Consider the following 13,904-nt stretch of genomic DNA (forward strand, 5'->3'; position numbering starts at 1 on the left):
GCCTGGCCTGCCTGCTGCTGGCCGCCCTGTGGCCGGCGCTGTCCCTGGCCAGCCAGCGCGGCGCTGCCGGCATCCCCGCCGGCGCGCTGCCGGCCCCCGCCGATCCCCCCGGCTGGGCGCGCCTGCCCGGCGCCGTGCCCGCATGGCTGGCGCCGTTCGCGGGCGCGCCGGCGCAGTTCGCCGCCACGTATGCGCGCGCGGACGGGGGCGCGCAGGCCGGCCTGCAGCTGGCCTGGTATGCGCACCAGGCGCGCGACGCCGAACTGCTGGCGCACCAGTCCCGGCCGTACGGCGAGCGCTGGATGCCTCTCGCGCACCGCATGCGGCACCCCGCCCTGGCCGCCGGCACCCTGGCCGTGCGCGAAAGCGTGCTGGCGCGGGGCGGCGAGCGCCTGCTGGTGTGGCGCTTCTACCGCCAGGGCGGCATCGCCACCGCCGAACCCGTGCTGGTGAAACTGCTGCTGGCCAGGGCCAAGCTGCTGGGCATGCGCCAGGATGGCGCGGAAGTCATCGTCTGCATGGCCTACGACGAGCTGGCGCCGCCGCCGCGCGCGGCCCTGCAAGCCTTCCTGCGCGCCGCCCTGCCCGCCATCGAAGAGCGCCTGCGGGAGCTGCCGCATGGCGCCTGATACAGACAACAAGCGCGACAACGGGCGCGACAACAAACGCGACCGCGGGCGTGATGCCGGGCACGCGCCAGGCGGCGCGGGCAGCGACGGCGCGCCGCTGATCGTGCACGTGATCCACCAGCTCGACGTGGGCGGGCTGGAAAACGGTCTCGTCAACATGATCAACCACCTGCCGCCCGGACGCTACCGCCACGCCATCGTCTGCCTGAAGAACGCCACCGCCTTCCGCCAGCGCCTGACGGCACCGGGCGTGGAAATCATCAGCCTGGGCAAGCGCGAAGGCAAGGACTGGAGCCACTACCTGCGCCTGTACCGCGTCATCAAGCGGCTGCAGCCGGCCATCGTACACACGCGCAACCTGGGCTGCATCGAGGCGCAGCTGCTGGCCTGGCTGGCGGGCGTGCGCCTGCGCGTGCATGGCGAGCACGGGCGCGACATCGGCGACTTGCACGGCACCAGCCGCAAGTACCGGCTGCTGCGCAAGTGCCTGCTGCCACTGATCCAGCATTTCATCGCCGTCAGCGCCGACCTGGGGCACTGGCTGGTGGAGGTCATCGGCGCCGCGCCCGCGCGGGTGTCGCACATCGGCAATGGCGTCGACAGCGTGCAGTTTCACCCGCGCCTGGGGCCGCCCGCCGCCGTGGGACCGCCCGGCTTCCTGTGCAACGGCGCCTTCGTCATCGGCAGCGTGGGGCGCATGGCCGCCGTCAAGGATTACCGCTCGCTGGTGCAAGCCTTCCTCTTGCTGCTGGCCCAGCCGGGCGCCCGTGCCCGCCTGCGCCTGATGATCATCGGCGACGGGCCATGCCGCGACGCCTGTCTGACCCTGCTGCAGCAGGCGGGCGCGGCCCACCTGGCCTGGCTGCCCGGCGCGCGCGACGACGTGGCCCAGCTGCTGCGCGCCATGGACCTGTTCGTGCTGCCCTCGCTGGCCGAAGGCAGCTCCAACACCATCCTCGAAGCCATGGCCACGGGCCTGCCCGTCGTCGCCACGCAGGTGGGCGGCAATGCGGAACTGGTGCAGTCGGGCTGGAGCGGCACGCTGGTGCCGCCGGGCTCGCCCGAAATGCTGGCCGACGCCATGCTCGACTACTACAGTATGCCCGAGTTGGGCCCCCGCCACGGCGCGCGCGGGCGCCGCCAGGTGCTGGCCGAGCACAGCCTGCCCGCCATGGCCGGCGCCTACCTGGCCGTGTACGACCGCCTGACGGGCGCGCGCGCCCCGTCCCCCCTGTCCACCTACCCCTGAGAGGCCTACCATGTGCGGCATTTCCGGCATCTTCGACTTGCAGGGCCAGCGCGACATCGACCTGGGCCTGCTCTCGCGCATGAACCACAGCCTGCGCCACCGCGGTCCCGACGAAGGGGGACTGCACCGCGAACCTGGCCTGGGGCTGGCGCACCGGCGCCTGTCCGTCATCGACCTGGCCAGCGGCCAGCAGCCCCTGTTCAACGCCGACCGCAGCATCGCCATCGTCTTCAATGGCGAAATCTATAACTATCGCGGCCTGATGGCGGAACTGCGCCAGTTCGGCCATGCCTTCCGCACCAGCAGCGACACGGAAGTCATCGTCCACGCCTGGGAACAGTGGGGCGAGCAGTGCGTGCGGCGCCTGCGCGGCATGTTCGCCTTCGCCCTGTGGGACCGGCGGCGCCACCTGCTGTTCCTGGCGCGCGACCGCCTGGGCGTCAAACCCCTGTACTACGGCGAGGCGGACGACGGGACCCTGCTGTTCGGCTCCGAGCTGAAAGCCCTGCTCACGCATCCGGCCATGCCGCGCGCGCTCGACCCGCTGGCCGTGGAAGAGTATTTCGCCTACGGCTACGTGCCCGAGCCGCGCAGCATCTTCCGGCAGGCGCGCAAGCTGCCGCCCGGGCACACGCTGTCCATCCGCGCCGGCCAGCCCCTGCCCACGCCGCAATCCTACTGGGACGTGCCTTTCCTGCCGCATCCCCCCGCCAGCGAGGCGCAGCTGGCCGATGAACTGCTGGCGCGCCTGCGCGAGGCCGTGCGCATCCGCATGGTGGCCGAGGTGCCGCTGGGCGCCTTCCTGTCCGGCGGCGTCGATTCGAGCGCCGTCGTGGCCCTGATGGCGGGCGCCAGCCCCACGCCCGTGAACACCTGCTCCATCTCGTTCGGCGACCCGGCCTGGAACGAGGCCCGCTACGCCGACCTGGTGGCGCGCCGCTACGGCACCTTGCACCACGCGCGCCAGGTGGAGCAGGACGACTTCGACCTGATCGACCGGCTGGCCGGCCTGTACGACGAACCGTTCGCCGACAGCTCCGCCATGCCCACCTGGCGCGTGTGCCAGCTGGCGCGCCAGCGCGTCACGGTGGCCCTGTCGGGCGACGGCGGCGATGAAAGCATGGCCGGCTACCGGCGCTACCGCCTGCACACGCGGGAGGAAAAAGTCAGGGGCATGCTGCCGGCCGGCCTGCGCCAGTCGCTGTTCGGCACCCTGGGCCGGCTGTACCCGAAGGCCGACTGGGCGCCCCGCTTCCTGCGCGCCAAGACCACCTTCGAGGGTCTGGCGCGCGACACGACGGACGCGTATTTTCACGGCGTCAGCCTGCTGGGCGACGCCATGCGCGCGCGCCTGTTCAGCCCCGAGCTGCGGCGCAGCCTGCACGGCTACCGCGCCGTGGAAGTGCTGCGCCGCCACGCCCTGGCCAGTCCCGCGCAGGACCCGCTGTCGCAGGTGCAGTACCTGGACCTGAAGACCTACCTGCCAGGCGACATCCTCACGAAAGTCGACCGCGCCAGCATGGCGCATGCGCTGGAGGTGCGCTCGCCCCTGCTCGACCACGAGCTGGTGGCGTGGATGTCCGGCCTGCCGCCGCAGCTCAAGCTGCGCGGCGGCGAAGGCAAGTACCTGCTGAAGAAGGCCCTGCGCCCGCTCTTGCCCGACGAACTGCTGTACCGCCAGAAGATGGGGTTTTCCGTGCCACTGGCCGACTGGCTGCGCGGTCCCCTGCGCCAGCGCCTGCAGCAGCGGCTGCTGGGTCCCACCCTGGCGCAGTGCGGCCTGTTCGACATGGACTACGTGCGCCTGCTGCTGGAGCAGCATGCCTCGGGACGGCGCGACTACAGCGCGCCCCTGTGGTCGCTGCTGATGTTCGAAGCCTTCCTGCGCCAGGCTGCAACGGGGCCGGGCCCGTCGGACCTGAGCCCAGCCGTCCCTGTAGCCGCCGCCGTCCCAGGGTGAGCCATGCGCATCCTGCACATCCTCGACCACTCGCTGCCCCTGCACAGCGGCTACTCCTTCCGCACGCTGGCCATCCTGCGGCAGCAGCGGGCGCTGGGCTGGCACACCATGCAGCTCACCAGTGCCAAGCAGGGTCCGTCCGACGGCGCGCAGCAGCTCGTCGACGGCTGGCATTTCTACCGCACGGCGCCCGATGCGCGCTGGTGGGCGTGCCTGCCCGTGCTGCGCCAGGCGGCCGTCATCATCGGCCTGGCCGTGCGCCTGCGCCAGCTGGCGCAGCGCCTCAGGCCCGACATCCTGCACGCGCACTCGCCCGTCCTGAACGCCATTGCCGCCCTCAACGCGGGCCGCGCGCTGGGCATCCCCGTCGTCTACGAAGTGCGCGCCTTCTGGGAAGACGCGGCCGCCGACCATGGCAGCAGCCCGCCCGGCGGCCTGCGCTACCGCCTGACCCGGGCGCTGGAGACCTACGCGCTGCGCCGCGCCGACGCCGTCACCACCATCTGCGACGGCCTGCGGCGCGAGCTGTGCGCGCGCGGCGTGCCGGCGCACAAGATCACCGTCATCCCCAACGCCGTCGATGCGGACGCCTTCGATGCCCCTGATCCTCCGGCCTTGGCCCGCGCGCTGGGACTGGAAGGCCATCCTGTCATCGGTTTCATCGGTTCCTTCTACGCCTACGAAGGCCTGGCCCTGCTGCTGCGCGCCATGCCGCGCATGCTGGCCGCGCAGCCCGCCCTGCGCCTGCTGCTGGCCGGCGGCGGCCCGCAGGAAGGGGCGCTGGCGGCGCTGGCGACCGAACTGGGCGTGGCCGGCCAGGTCGTCTTCGCGGGCCGCGTGCCGCACGCGCAGGTGGGCGCGTATTACCGCCTGCTCGACATCTGCGTGTATCCGCGCCTGGCCATGCGCCTGACGGAACTGGTGACGCCCTTGAAACCGTTAGAGGCGATGGCGCAGGGGCGCCTCGTGGTGGCCTCCGACGTGGGCGGCCACCGCGAACTGATCGAACATGGCAGGACGGGCATGCTGTTTCGCGCCGGCGACGGCGAAGCGCTGGCGCAAGCCGTCCTGGCGCTGCTGCTGGCACGGGACGACTGGCCGGCGCTGCGGCGCCAGGCGCGCGCCTTTGTCGACACGCAGCGCAGCTGGGGCGCCAGCGTGGGGCGCTATGCGCCCGTGTATGCGCGCCTGGCCGGGCCGGCGCGCGCACCGGGAGCGCGGCCATGATGCTGAGCGGCCTGCGCATCGCCCTCGTCGGTCCCGTGCCGCCGCCGGCCGGCGGCATGGCCAACCAGACGGCACAGCTGGCGGCGCTGCTGCGCGCCGACGGCGCGCAGGTGCAGCTGCTGGCCGTCAACGGGCCGCAGCTGCCGCCCTGGCTGGCGCGCATCCGCTACCTGCGCGCCGCCCTGCGCCTGCCGCTGCACCTGTGGCGCCTGTGGCGCGCCGCCGATACGGTCGACCTGTTCCACGTCATGGCCAATTCCGGCTGGTCCTGGCACCTGCACGCCGCGCCCGCCCTGTGGATCGCCAGCCTGAAAGGCAAGCCGGCCCTGCTCAATTACCGGGGCGGCGAGGCGGCCGCCTTTTTCGCCCGCTCGCCGCGCCTGGTGTCGCTCAGCCTGCGCCGCGCCAGCGCCATCGTCGTGCCCTCGGCCTACCTGGCCGACGTCTTCGCCGCCCACGGCCATACGGCCCACATCGTGCCGAACGTGCTGGACCTGCGGCGTTTCACGCCCGGCCCGCCGCGCGCGCCGGCGCCACATGCCCCGTGCATCCTCGTGCCGCGCCACCTCGAAGCCCTGTACGACAACGCCAGCGCCGTGCGCGCCTTTGCCATCGTGCGCGCAAGCCATCCCGCGGCGCGCCTGGTGCTGGCGGGGAGCGGACCGCAGCGCGCCGCGCTGGCCAGGCTGGCGTCCGCGCTGGGCGTGCGCGACGGCGTCGCCTTCGCCGGCGCGGTGGACAACGCCGCCATGCCGGCCCTGTACCACGCCAGCGACATCGTCCTCAATCCCAGCCTGGCCGACAACATGCCCGTCTCCCTGCTCGAAGCGCTGGCCTGCGGCGTGCCCGTCGTCAGCACCAACGTGGGCGGCATCCCGGCCCTGCTGGAACATGGCAGGACGGCGCTGCTGGTGCCGCCCGGCGATCCTGCCGCCATGGCGCAGGCCATCCTGGCGCTGCTGGACGACGCGCCGCGCGCGCACGCGCAGGCCGCCGCCGGCCTGGCGCATGCGGCCGGCTTTGCGTGGGAAGGCGTCGCGCCGCGCCTGGCCGCGCACTACCGCCGCATCCGCGCCGCGCCCCGCCCCGGCGCCTACACGCGCCTCGTCGCCCACTGGCTGTTTCCCCTGCATGAATGGTTCAAGGGCCACCACAGCGCGCGCCTGCTGCGGCGCATGGAGCGCTCGCAGTGGTGGAGCGAGCAGCAGCTGCGCGACTGGCAGCTGGCGCGGCTGCGCCGCCTGCTGCGCCACGCGGGCGACCACGTGCCCTACTACCGCGACCTGTTCGCCCGCAGCCGCTTCGATCCGGGCGAGGTGCGGCAGCTGGCGGACCTGGCCCGCCTGCCGCTGCTGCGCAAGGCGGACATCGCCGGCGCGCGCGACAGCTTCAAGTCCTCGCGCGCCAGTGGCCTGCGTCCGTTCGCCACGGGCGGCTCCAGCGGCGAGCCGCTGCTGTTCTTCCTGGGACGGCGCCGCATCAGCCATGACATCGCCGCCAAGTGGCGCGCCACGCGCTGGTGGGGCGTGGACATCGGCGACCGCGAAGCCGTGCTGTGGGGCTCGCCCATCGAACTGGGGGCGCAGGACCGCCTGCGCCGTTTGCGCGATGCGCTGCTGCGCACCACCCTGCTGCCCGCGTTCGCCATGTCGCCCGAACGCCTGGCCGGCTACGTGGCCACCCTGCGCGACCGGCGCCCGCGCATGCTGTTCGGCTACCCGTCCGCCCTGTGCCGCGTCGCCAGCCACGCGGGCGCGCACGACCTGCCGCTCGACGGCCTGGGCGTGAAAGTGGCGTTCGTGACGGCCGAGCGCCTGTACGACGAACAGCGCGCGCAGATCGCCGCCGCCTTCGGCTGCCCCGTGGCCAACGGCTACGGCGGGCGCGACGCGGGCTTCATCGCCCACGAATGCCCGGAAGGCGGCATGCACGTCACGGCCGAGGACATCATCGTGGAAATCGTCGACGCCACGGGCCAGCCCCTGCCCGCCGGCGAATCCGGCCAGATCGTCGTCACCCACCTGGCCACGCAGGACTACCCCTTCATCCGCTACGCCACGGGCGACGTGGGCGCCCTGGCCACCCGGCCCTGCGCCTGCGGCCGCGGCCTGCCCCTGCTGCAGAAGATCGAGGGCCGCAGCACGGATTTCGTCACGGCGCAGGACGGCACCGTCATGCACGGCCTGGCCCTCGTCTACATCGTGCGCGAACTGCCGCAGGTGCGCGGCTTCAAGATCATCCAGGAAAGCCTGCAGCAGACCCGCGTGCTGCTGGTGTGCCAGCCGCGCCTGGACGACGCCACGCGCAGCGCCATCGTCGCCGGCTTCCGGGCCAGGCTGGGCGCGCAGGTGGACATCGCCATCGAGGAAGTCGACGAAATCGCGGCGGAGGCGTCGGGGAAATACCGGTATGTGGTGAGCAAGGTGGCCTGACGCCGTTACGCGCTGAAATAAAGTTGTTTTGTTGTCAATATCAGGTTCTGGAGTAGAATCTGATAGCGCCACTGGAGGGTGTCATGGCAAAGTTGGAAGTAGCGAAGCCGGCGAAGGCGAGGAGCACGCATCGAACGGCTGTGCCTGACGCAAGCAAGTCCCTGGAGGATTCGATCCGGAAAATCGGGGCGAGCGGCATCGATCTGGGCGAAGGTTACGTCTTGGTCAAGATGCGCCGCCCCAAGCGGGCAACCCGTCAGGCACGCGAGCAAGATGTGACATTTGTGCCGCAGCAACTACCGGGGGTGCCCGTGGTATCCGATGCCGACCTCCACGATCTGATCCAGCGATACCTGCGCACCCAGACTATGCAAGCCGGCACGGTGCCGCCAGCGAACCAGGCATACCTTGCACAGTTTGCCAATCAGGAACTGGAAAGGTATGCGGGCCTTGAAAAGAAAGGCGATCTGCTCGACTCAGGGACGCTGGCCGGACAGATGGGGGTGACGCGGCAGGCGCTATCGCCAAATCCGAAATTGAGCGCCGATGGGTACGCCAATTCAGCGGCAACTTGAGATTATTTGACCTGACGGGCCATTTCCTCAAGCAAATGGGCGGCCATGCGGGACTGACCGGGACGGCAAGTTGCACCCTGCCTCAACGGTGGGCGCTGGCCGCGCATCGCAACCCGCTCCGGGTCGATGGCTTTCTGTATATGTCGCGCCATTTGACGCATGAAAAAGCCGTCGTGATATTCGACCGCGCCAAGACCCACCTCACCGCAGCTGGCAAAGCGGTGCAGCTGATAGCTGCAGCGGAAATGCCGGATGCCATGCGCCTGTTTAATATCGTTCCTGCGTGATATGCCCAACTATCAGGGAAAAATCAAAAGGACTGACTCGTGCATGAAATTGTGTGTGCTGCGCTGGTGATCCATTTGCTCACCTGAACAGCTGTGAAACTGGAAATATGATCGCACTCTGTTGGATGGAGAGTCTGTCTCTAATGCAGGCTCAGGCTTGCGAAGCCTTGCGGTTTTCCTCACGTTTCAATCCTATAGACACTCCCACGCAACTACTTCCCACCACAATTAAAAAGAGCGCATCGGCATCCGATGTGCTGGTTTTTTTTGCTTCATCAAGTAATGCATCACCGAGTAACTTCCATGATTCAGATTTTTCCGGTGAGGCAATGGCATCAAGCATCGCCAAGACTTCCTTTAATGTCTGTGGCTCAGGTTGAGAAATAAGAACCAATATCTGCGTGACCAACCTCTTCAGTTCAGCGACATTATCCATATTGCCTTCTATTTTTAGTCAGTTGATTAAATCAAGAATCAGATATTACACTTTCCGGCATGTTTCTCCGGACTTAAGTCCGCCATGCCGACTCCCAATTGAAATTATTCATATCTAACTTCAATTACATTTATTTATCAGCAGGCACCTTGGCAGGCCAATCGACAAGCGCGAATATCCACAGAGCGAAAAAACCGACGACAGGAATAAATGACAGCAAACTCCACCAGCCAGAAAAACCGGCTTTGGATACAATTCTCCAAGTAGGAAAAACAGTGACAAATATAATAAAAAAAATTATCGACCAATGCCAAATACTGAGACTACCCATGTTCTTCCCCCATATAATTAAAAAAAGGCAGCGCTGGCTGCCATAACATGGCAGAACTATATAGATATTTCCAAAATGAAAACTATCCAATAGTTGCAAACTAGCTGCCACAAGGGGTGATTTGCCTGGAATTTGACGTTTAGACAACTTACTCCAGCAATTGTGCCAGCCGCATCTGCTCCCCCGCCGCCACAAACCACTGCGCCTGCCACCGCTGCGTGCGCTGCGCCTGGATGGATGCTGGCGCGCACCATGGCGGGTAGACGCGCAGGGCTCGCTTGCCGCCGGCGCTGGCGCGCGACATCACGCCCCTTTCCAGCAGCACGCTGCGGGGGAAAATGAACAAGCCGTGCTGCGCGCCGTCGGCCACGGCGATGATGACAACGTCGACGGGGTCCGCTTCATCCAGCGGGGCGATATCGGCTTCGGGATGGGGGCGCTTCCAGATGGTGACGAACTGGCCGGTTTTCGTCGGCGTGGTTTTCGCCACGCGCAGGACCAGGCGCAGGCCGTGCAGGTCGGCGCGGCAGGCGCCGTAGTCCGCACTTTCCGCCTCGGGCACGGGCGCTTGCGGCAAGCCCAGGACGGCCCATGGACTGGGCGTCATTCCGCGCTGAACTCGGCTGCGGCCTTGGCCGCCCACAGCGCCTCGGCGTGGCTGGCGAACGGGCTGTCGTAGCCGTCGACAGCACCGTCTTCGTCGACGAAATACAGCCACCAGCCGTCGCCCTGCGGGCGGATGGCCGTGTTGCCGGGCGCGCAATGCTCGGCCACGTCCTGGCCGGCGGCCAGGGTGGCGATGGTGATGCCGTGATGAAGGATGGCGTGCGGAGTCATGGGGGAAAGCCGGTGCAAAATAATCAATGCCGCAGTGTAGCCGTTTTCCGGCCATTCCGGCCCTATTCCAGTCCTATTCCGGCCCGCTTCGGCCCTGTTTCGGCCCTGCCTGCGCCGAAAAAAGTCGCCGCCGGCGCAAACGGCGTGCGCTACACTGGCGTTTCCAGGGCACGCAACGACAGGGAGACAGGCATGGCATCACAGCAAGGCACGGTGGATTTTTTGCTCGACCAGCTGGCCGGCGCGGGCGGCGTCAGCGCGAAGAAGATGTTTGGGGAATATGGCCTGTATTGCGATGTCAAGATGTTCGCCATCGTCGCCGACGACATGCTCTTCATCAAGCCGACGGAGGCGGGCCGGGCCTGGATCACCGCGCAAGGCGCGCTGCAGGAAGCGCCGCCCTACCCGCAAGCCAAGCCGTATTTCCTCATCGACGGCGGACTGTGGGACGAGCGCGACTGGCTCAGCCAGCTGGCGCGGCGCACGGCGGACGCCTTGCCGCTGCCGAAACCGAAGCCCCCGCCCAGGCCGAAAACCGGCAAGGTCAGCTGAGCACGATGTTGCCGCACTCCCTGCCCTCGCGGAAGCATGCCAGGTTGTGGTAGGTGATGGCGGCGATCTCGCGCAGCGCTTCGATGGTGAAGAAGCCCTGGTGGCCCGTCACCAGCACGTTCGGGAAGGTCATCAGGCGCTGGAAGATGTCGTCGTCGATGATGTCGGACGAGCGGTCCTGGAAGAACAGGTTGCTTTCCTGCTCGTAGACGTCGATGGCGAGCGAACCGAGCTGGCGCGACTTGAGCGCCTCGATGACGGCGCCCGTGTCGATCAGGCCGCCGCGCGAGGTGTTCACCAGCATGGCGCCCTGCTTCATCTGCGGCAAGGTCGCTGCGCTGATCATGTGGCGCGTGCTGTCCATCAAGGGACAATGCAGGGAGACGATATCGGACTCGGCCAGCAGCCGCGGCAATTCCACCATCGTGCCCAGTTCGGCGAACGCGGGCGCCGGGTACGGATCGTGGCCCAGCACGGTGCAGCCGAAGCCCTTGAAGATGCGCGCCGTGGCCAGGCCGATCTTGCCCGTGCCGACGATGCCCACCGTCTTGCCGTGCAGGGTGGCGCCCAGCAAACCATCCAGCGAGAAATTGCCTTCGCGCACGCGGGCGTAGGCGCGGTGCGTGTGGCGGTTCAGGGTCTGCACGAGGGCCAGCGTGTATTCGGCCACGGCTTCCGGCGAATACGCTGGTACGCGGGCGACAAAGAAGCCCAGGCGCTTGGCCGTTTCCAGGTCGAGGTTATTGTAGCCGGCGCAGCGCAGCAGGATGGCGCGCACGCCGTAGCCGTGCAGGGAGGCCAGCACGGACGCGTCGAGCACGTCGTTGACGAAGACGCAGACGGCTTCGGCGCCTTGCGCCAGCACCACGGTTTCCTGGCTCAGCAAGGCGCTGTGGTAGACCAGTTCGATGCCGTCCGCGTCGGGCTGGGACGGCAGGGCTTCGTCGAAGAAGCGGCGGTCGTAGGGCTGGCTGGCAAAGAAGGCGATTTTCATGGGGCATCCTGAAAAGAGAGGCGGCAGGAACCGGCAAAGATGCCGGAAGGCAAAACACCATCATAGCGCACCCGCCCCGCTCCCCGGCGTACGCCTGGCGCCCCCGGCGCCCTATTTCGGTTCGCGGGGCAAGGTCAGCGCGTGGCGCAGGTAGGCCGTTTCGGCGGCATGCTGCGCGTGGTAGCGCTCGCGCGCGGCGCGCATGGCCGCCTGGTGGGCGCCGATGCCGGCCGGCGTCAGCTCGGCGCCGAAATCGGCGGGCGGCGCCTGCGGGCCGCCGAACAGGCGCGCCAGGATGAAACGGCCCACGTTGTCGCGGTAGTGCGACGCTTCCCAGTAGTAGCGCATCGCGCCCGCCCCCGTCACCTGCGGGATGGGCTCGCTGGTGACGCTGTTGAAGCCGGAAAAATCGTACAGGCGCACGTCGCAGCCCGCGTCGCGGTGGCGCTGCGCCAGCTGCGCCAGGTCGCGCTGCCACCGCTCCATGGCGTCCCACTTGCCGCGCCAGTACAGGGCGTCGAGCGTGAGCGCGTGGGTGGGGTTGATGTACAGGCGCAGGCGCGTGCCGCCCCGGCACAGCGTGCCGACGCTGGCATCGAAGGCCTGCAGCGCGGGCGCCGTCGGTCCCAGGCCATCGCCAAATTCCTGCAGGCGCGGCGTGAAGGCGCGCGCCGTGCCGGCCCAGGTGCGGTGGCGGCTGGTGAGACAGGACGCGTCGCGCTGGCCATGCAGGGCCAGGCTGGACAGGCACACGCCGTCATAGGTGCCGCTGAGGATGCGCCAGCTGTCGCGCGTCATGTCCAGGGCCAGGCCCCGCTTGATGTTGAGCAGGGCGCGCCGCGCGAAGAACGCGGGGCCGCCGGCCGTCAGGCCCGGCTCCACGCCGGCCGAGCCCAGTTCCAGGGAAAACGAGGGGGCGTCGATGCCCCACACCATGGTGTCCACATGGCTGACCCTGGCCGCGTGCTCGGCCAGGCGCATGGCCTCGCCGATGGAGGCACCAGAGACGGCGCTGTTGAACACGGTCTTGCCGTCGAACAAGGCGCGCACGCCCGTCGGCAAGCCCATTTCCGTGCGCGAATTGCCGATGTAGACGACGGCGGGCCGGTAGCGCGCCACGGCATACGTCTTGCCCCACGCGCTGAGCTTTTCGTAGGTGGGACGCAGGCGCTGCAGCAGGGGGCTGTCCCACTGATGCAGCAGGTAGGGATCGATGCGGTAATTGACGGCGGAAACGACGGCCAGCGCGGCCAGCACGCAGGCGAGGAAGATGGCGAGGTAGCGGCGGGCAGTGGTATCCATGGTCAGGGCGGGAAGTGGAGAAAGTCGGTGTGGCGGCGCGTGCCGGAGGGGTTGCCAGGGATGCCGGGAAGCGGCGGCGCGGCCGGCACGACGGGCCGGACGGCGGGCGGGTACGTATCGAACGGCATGGCGCCTCCCCCGCTTCAGCGCCGGATCAGCGGCCCGTCCAGCACCCGCTGCGCATAGCCCGTCTCGCGCGCGTGGTCCACGCGGTAGCGCTCGCGCGCCGCGCGCATGGCCGCCTGGTGGGCGTCGACGTTGGCTGGCGTCAGCTCGACGCCGAAATCGTCCGGTGGCGGCGTGCCGCCGCCGAACAGGCGCGCCAGGATCATGCGGCCCACGTTGTCCCGGTAATGCGACACTTCCCAGTAATAATGCATGTCGGGCTTGCCGCTGACGAGCGGGGTCGCTTCCGTCGTGATGCTGTTGAAGCCGGAAAAATCATGCAGGCGCACGTCGCAGCCCTGCCGGCGGTGGCGCGCGACGAGCTGCACCAGTCCCCGCTGCCAGGCCTGCATGGCATCCCACTTGCCGCGCCAGTGCAGCGCGTACAAGGTCAGCGCGTGCGTGGGGTTGATGTACAGGCGCAGGCGCAGGCTGCCGCGGCACAGCTTGCCGATGCTGGCGTCCAGTGCGGGAGTCGAGGACGGCGTCGGCCCCAGGCCATCGCCGAATTCCTGCAGCCGCACGGGGATGGCGTCCCGCGTGCCGAGCCAGTGGCGCATGCCCGCCAGGGTGCAAGTCTCGTCGCGCTGCCCGTACCTGGCCAGGTTGGAGCGGCAGACGTCGCCGGCGGTGCCCGTGAGGATGCGCAGACTGTCCTCCGTCATGTCCAGGGTCAGGCCCCGCTTCAGATTGACGAGGGCGCGCCGGGCGAAAAAGCCGTGACCGGGGTCCGTCAGGCTGCCTTCCACGCGCGCCGCCCCCATCTGCAGGGAAAACGTGGGCGCGTCGATGCCCCACACCATCGTTTCGACGGGGCTGACCCTGGCCGCATGCTCGGCCAGGCGGATGGCGTCGCCGACCGAGGCGCCGGACACGGCGCTGTTGAAGACGCTCTTGCCGTCGAACAAGGCGCGCACGCCCGTCGGCA

The 13,904-nt window shown here is 68.6% G+C and carries 15 protein-coding genes; 8 read left to right on the plus strand and 7 right to left on the minus strand.

Annotation, left to right across the window (positions count from 1 at the left end; genetic code table 11):
* The 7 genes from EBS11_RS26740 to EBS11_RS26770 all read left to right on the plus strand — a co-directional run.
* The coding region (locus EBS11_RS26740) for an exosortase C-terminal domain/associated protein EpsI (protein ID WP_290608238.1) at positions 1-629 on the plus strand (629 nt) is incomplete at its 5' end.
* The gene (locus EBS11_RS26745) at positions 619-1,878 is read left to right on the plus strand and encodes a TIGR03088 family PEP-CTERM/XrtA system glycosyltransferase (protein WP_290608245.1); all 1,260 of its coding nucleotides are present in this window, start codon (positions 619-621) and stop codon (positions 1,876-1,878) included. The genes EBS11_RS26740 and EBS11_RS26745, both read left to right, overlap by 11 nt.
* 10 nt (positions 1,879-1,888) lie before the next feature.
* Positions 1,889-3,838: an XrtA/PEP-CTERM system amidotransferase gene (locus EBS11_RS26750; RefSeq protein ID WP_290608250.1), complete on the plus strand. Its 1,950-nt coding sequence runs from the start codon at positions 1,889-1,891 to the stop codon at positions 3,836-3,838.
* 3 nt (positions 3,839-3,841) lie between these two features.
* On the plus strand, positions 3,842-5,065 hold the full coding sequence (locus tag EBS11_RS26755) for a TIGR04063 family PEP-CTERM/XrtA system glycosyltransferase (protein WP_290608252.1): 1,224 nt from the start codon (positions 3,842-3,844) through the stop codon (positions 5,063-5,065).
* Entirely contained in the window at positions 5,062-7,497 is a 2,436-nt protein-coding gene (locus tag EBS11_RS26760; protein ID WP_290608254.1) for a glycosyltransferase, read from the plus strand. The genes EBS11_RS26755 and EBS11_RS26760 overlap by 4 nt, the downstream gene beginning before the upstream one ends.
* Before the next feature lie 83 nt (positions 7,498-7,580).
* The gene (locus EBS11_RS26765; RefSeq protein WP_290608256.1) at positions 7,581-8,072 is read left to right on the plus strand and encodes a hypothetical protein; all 492 of its coding nucleotides are present in this window, start codon (positions 7,581-7,583) and stop codon (positions 8,070-8,072) included.
* The gene (locus EBS11_RS26770; protein WP_290608258.1) at positions 8,069-8,359 is read left to right on the plus strand and encodes an RES domain-containing protein; all 291 of its coding nucleotides are present in this window, start codon (positions 8,069-8,071) and stop codon (positions 8,357-8,359) included. The genes EBS11_RS26765 and EBS11_RS26770 overlap by 4 nt, the downstream gene beginning before the upstream one ends.
* Positions 8,360-8,510: 151 nt before the next feature.
* On the opposite strand, the gene EBS11_RS26775 is transcribed toward EBS11_RS26770, so the two are convergent.
* The 4 genes from EBS11_RS26775 to EBS11_RS26790 form a co-directional block, all read right to left on the minus strand.
* Positions 8,511-8,795: a hypothetical protein gene (locus EBS11_RS26775; protein WP_290608260.1), complete on the minus strand. Its 285-nt coding sequence runs from the start codon at positions 8,793-8,795 to the stop codon at positions 8,511-8,513.
* A 130-nt stretch (positions 8,796-8,925) separates the two neighbouring features.
* Complete coding sequence (locus EBS11_RS26780; RefSeq protein ID WP_290608262.1) at positions 8,926-9,273, minus strand: hypothetical protein; 348 nt, start codon at positions 9,271-9,273, stop codon at positions 8,926-8,928.
* A gap of 1 nt (position 9,274) precedes the next feature.
* Entirely contained in the window at positions 9,275-9,733 is a 459-nt protein-coding gene (locus EBS11_RS26785) for a MepB family protein (protein WP_290608264.1), read from the minus strand.
* Complete coding sequence (locus EBS11_RS26790) at positions 9,730-9,963, minus strand: hypothetical protein (RefSeq protein WP_290608266.1); 234 nt, start codon at positions 9,961-9,963, stop codon at positions 9,730-9,732. Before EBS11_RS26790 ends, EBS11_RS26785 begins: the two co-directional genes overlap by 4 nt.
* A gap of 192 nt (positions 9,964-10,155) precedes the next feature.
* On the opposite strand from EBS11_RS26790, the gene EBS11_RS26795 reads away from it, so the two are divergent.
* On the plus strand, positions 10,156-10,515 hold the full coding sequence (locus tag EBS11_RS26795; RefSeq protein ID WP_290608268.1) for a TfoX/Sxy family protein: 360 nt from the start codon (positions 10,156-10,158) through the stop codon (positions 10,513-10,515).
* On the opposite strand, the gene EBS11_RS26800 is transcribed toward EBS11_RS26795, so the two are convergent.
* From EBS11_RS26800 to EBS11_RS26810, 3 genes are all read right to left on the minus strand, one after another.
* Positions 10,508-11,509 carry a 2-hydroxyacid dehydrogenase gene (locus EBS11_RS26800; RefSeq protein WP_290608270.1) on the minus strand — a complete coding sequence of 334 codons (1,002 nt, stop codon included), beginning with the start codon at positions 11,507-11,509 and terminating at the stop codon, positions 10,508-10,510. The genes EBS11_RS26795 and EBS11_RS26800 overlap by 8 nt on opposite strands.
* Before the next feature lie 111 nt (positions 11,510-11,620).
* The gene (locus EBS11_RS26805) at positions 11,621-12,811 is read right to left on the minus strand and encodes a hypothetical protein (RefSeq protein ID WP_290608272.1); all 1,191 of its coding nucleotides are present in this window, start codon (positions 12,809-12,811) and stop codon (positions 11,621-11,623) included.
* 143 nt (positions 12,812-12,954) lie between these two features.
* Positions 12,955-13,904: hypothetical protein (locus EBS11_RS26810; RefSeq protein ID WP_290608274.1), on the minus strand; the 950-nt coding region annotated here is incomplete at its 5' end.

Origin of the sequence: Janthinobacterium sp. (assembly GCF_009923995.1) — a bacterium.
Taxonomy (GTDB): Bacteria; Pseudomonadota; Gammaproteobacteria; order Burkholderiales; family Burkholderiaceae_D; genus Janthinobacterium.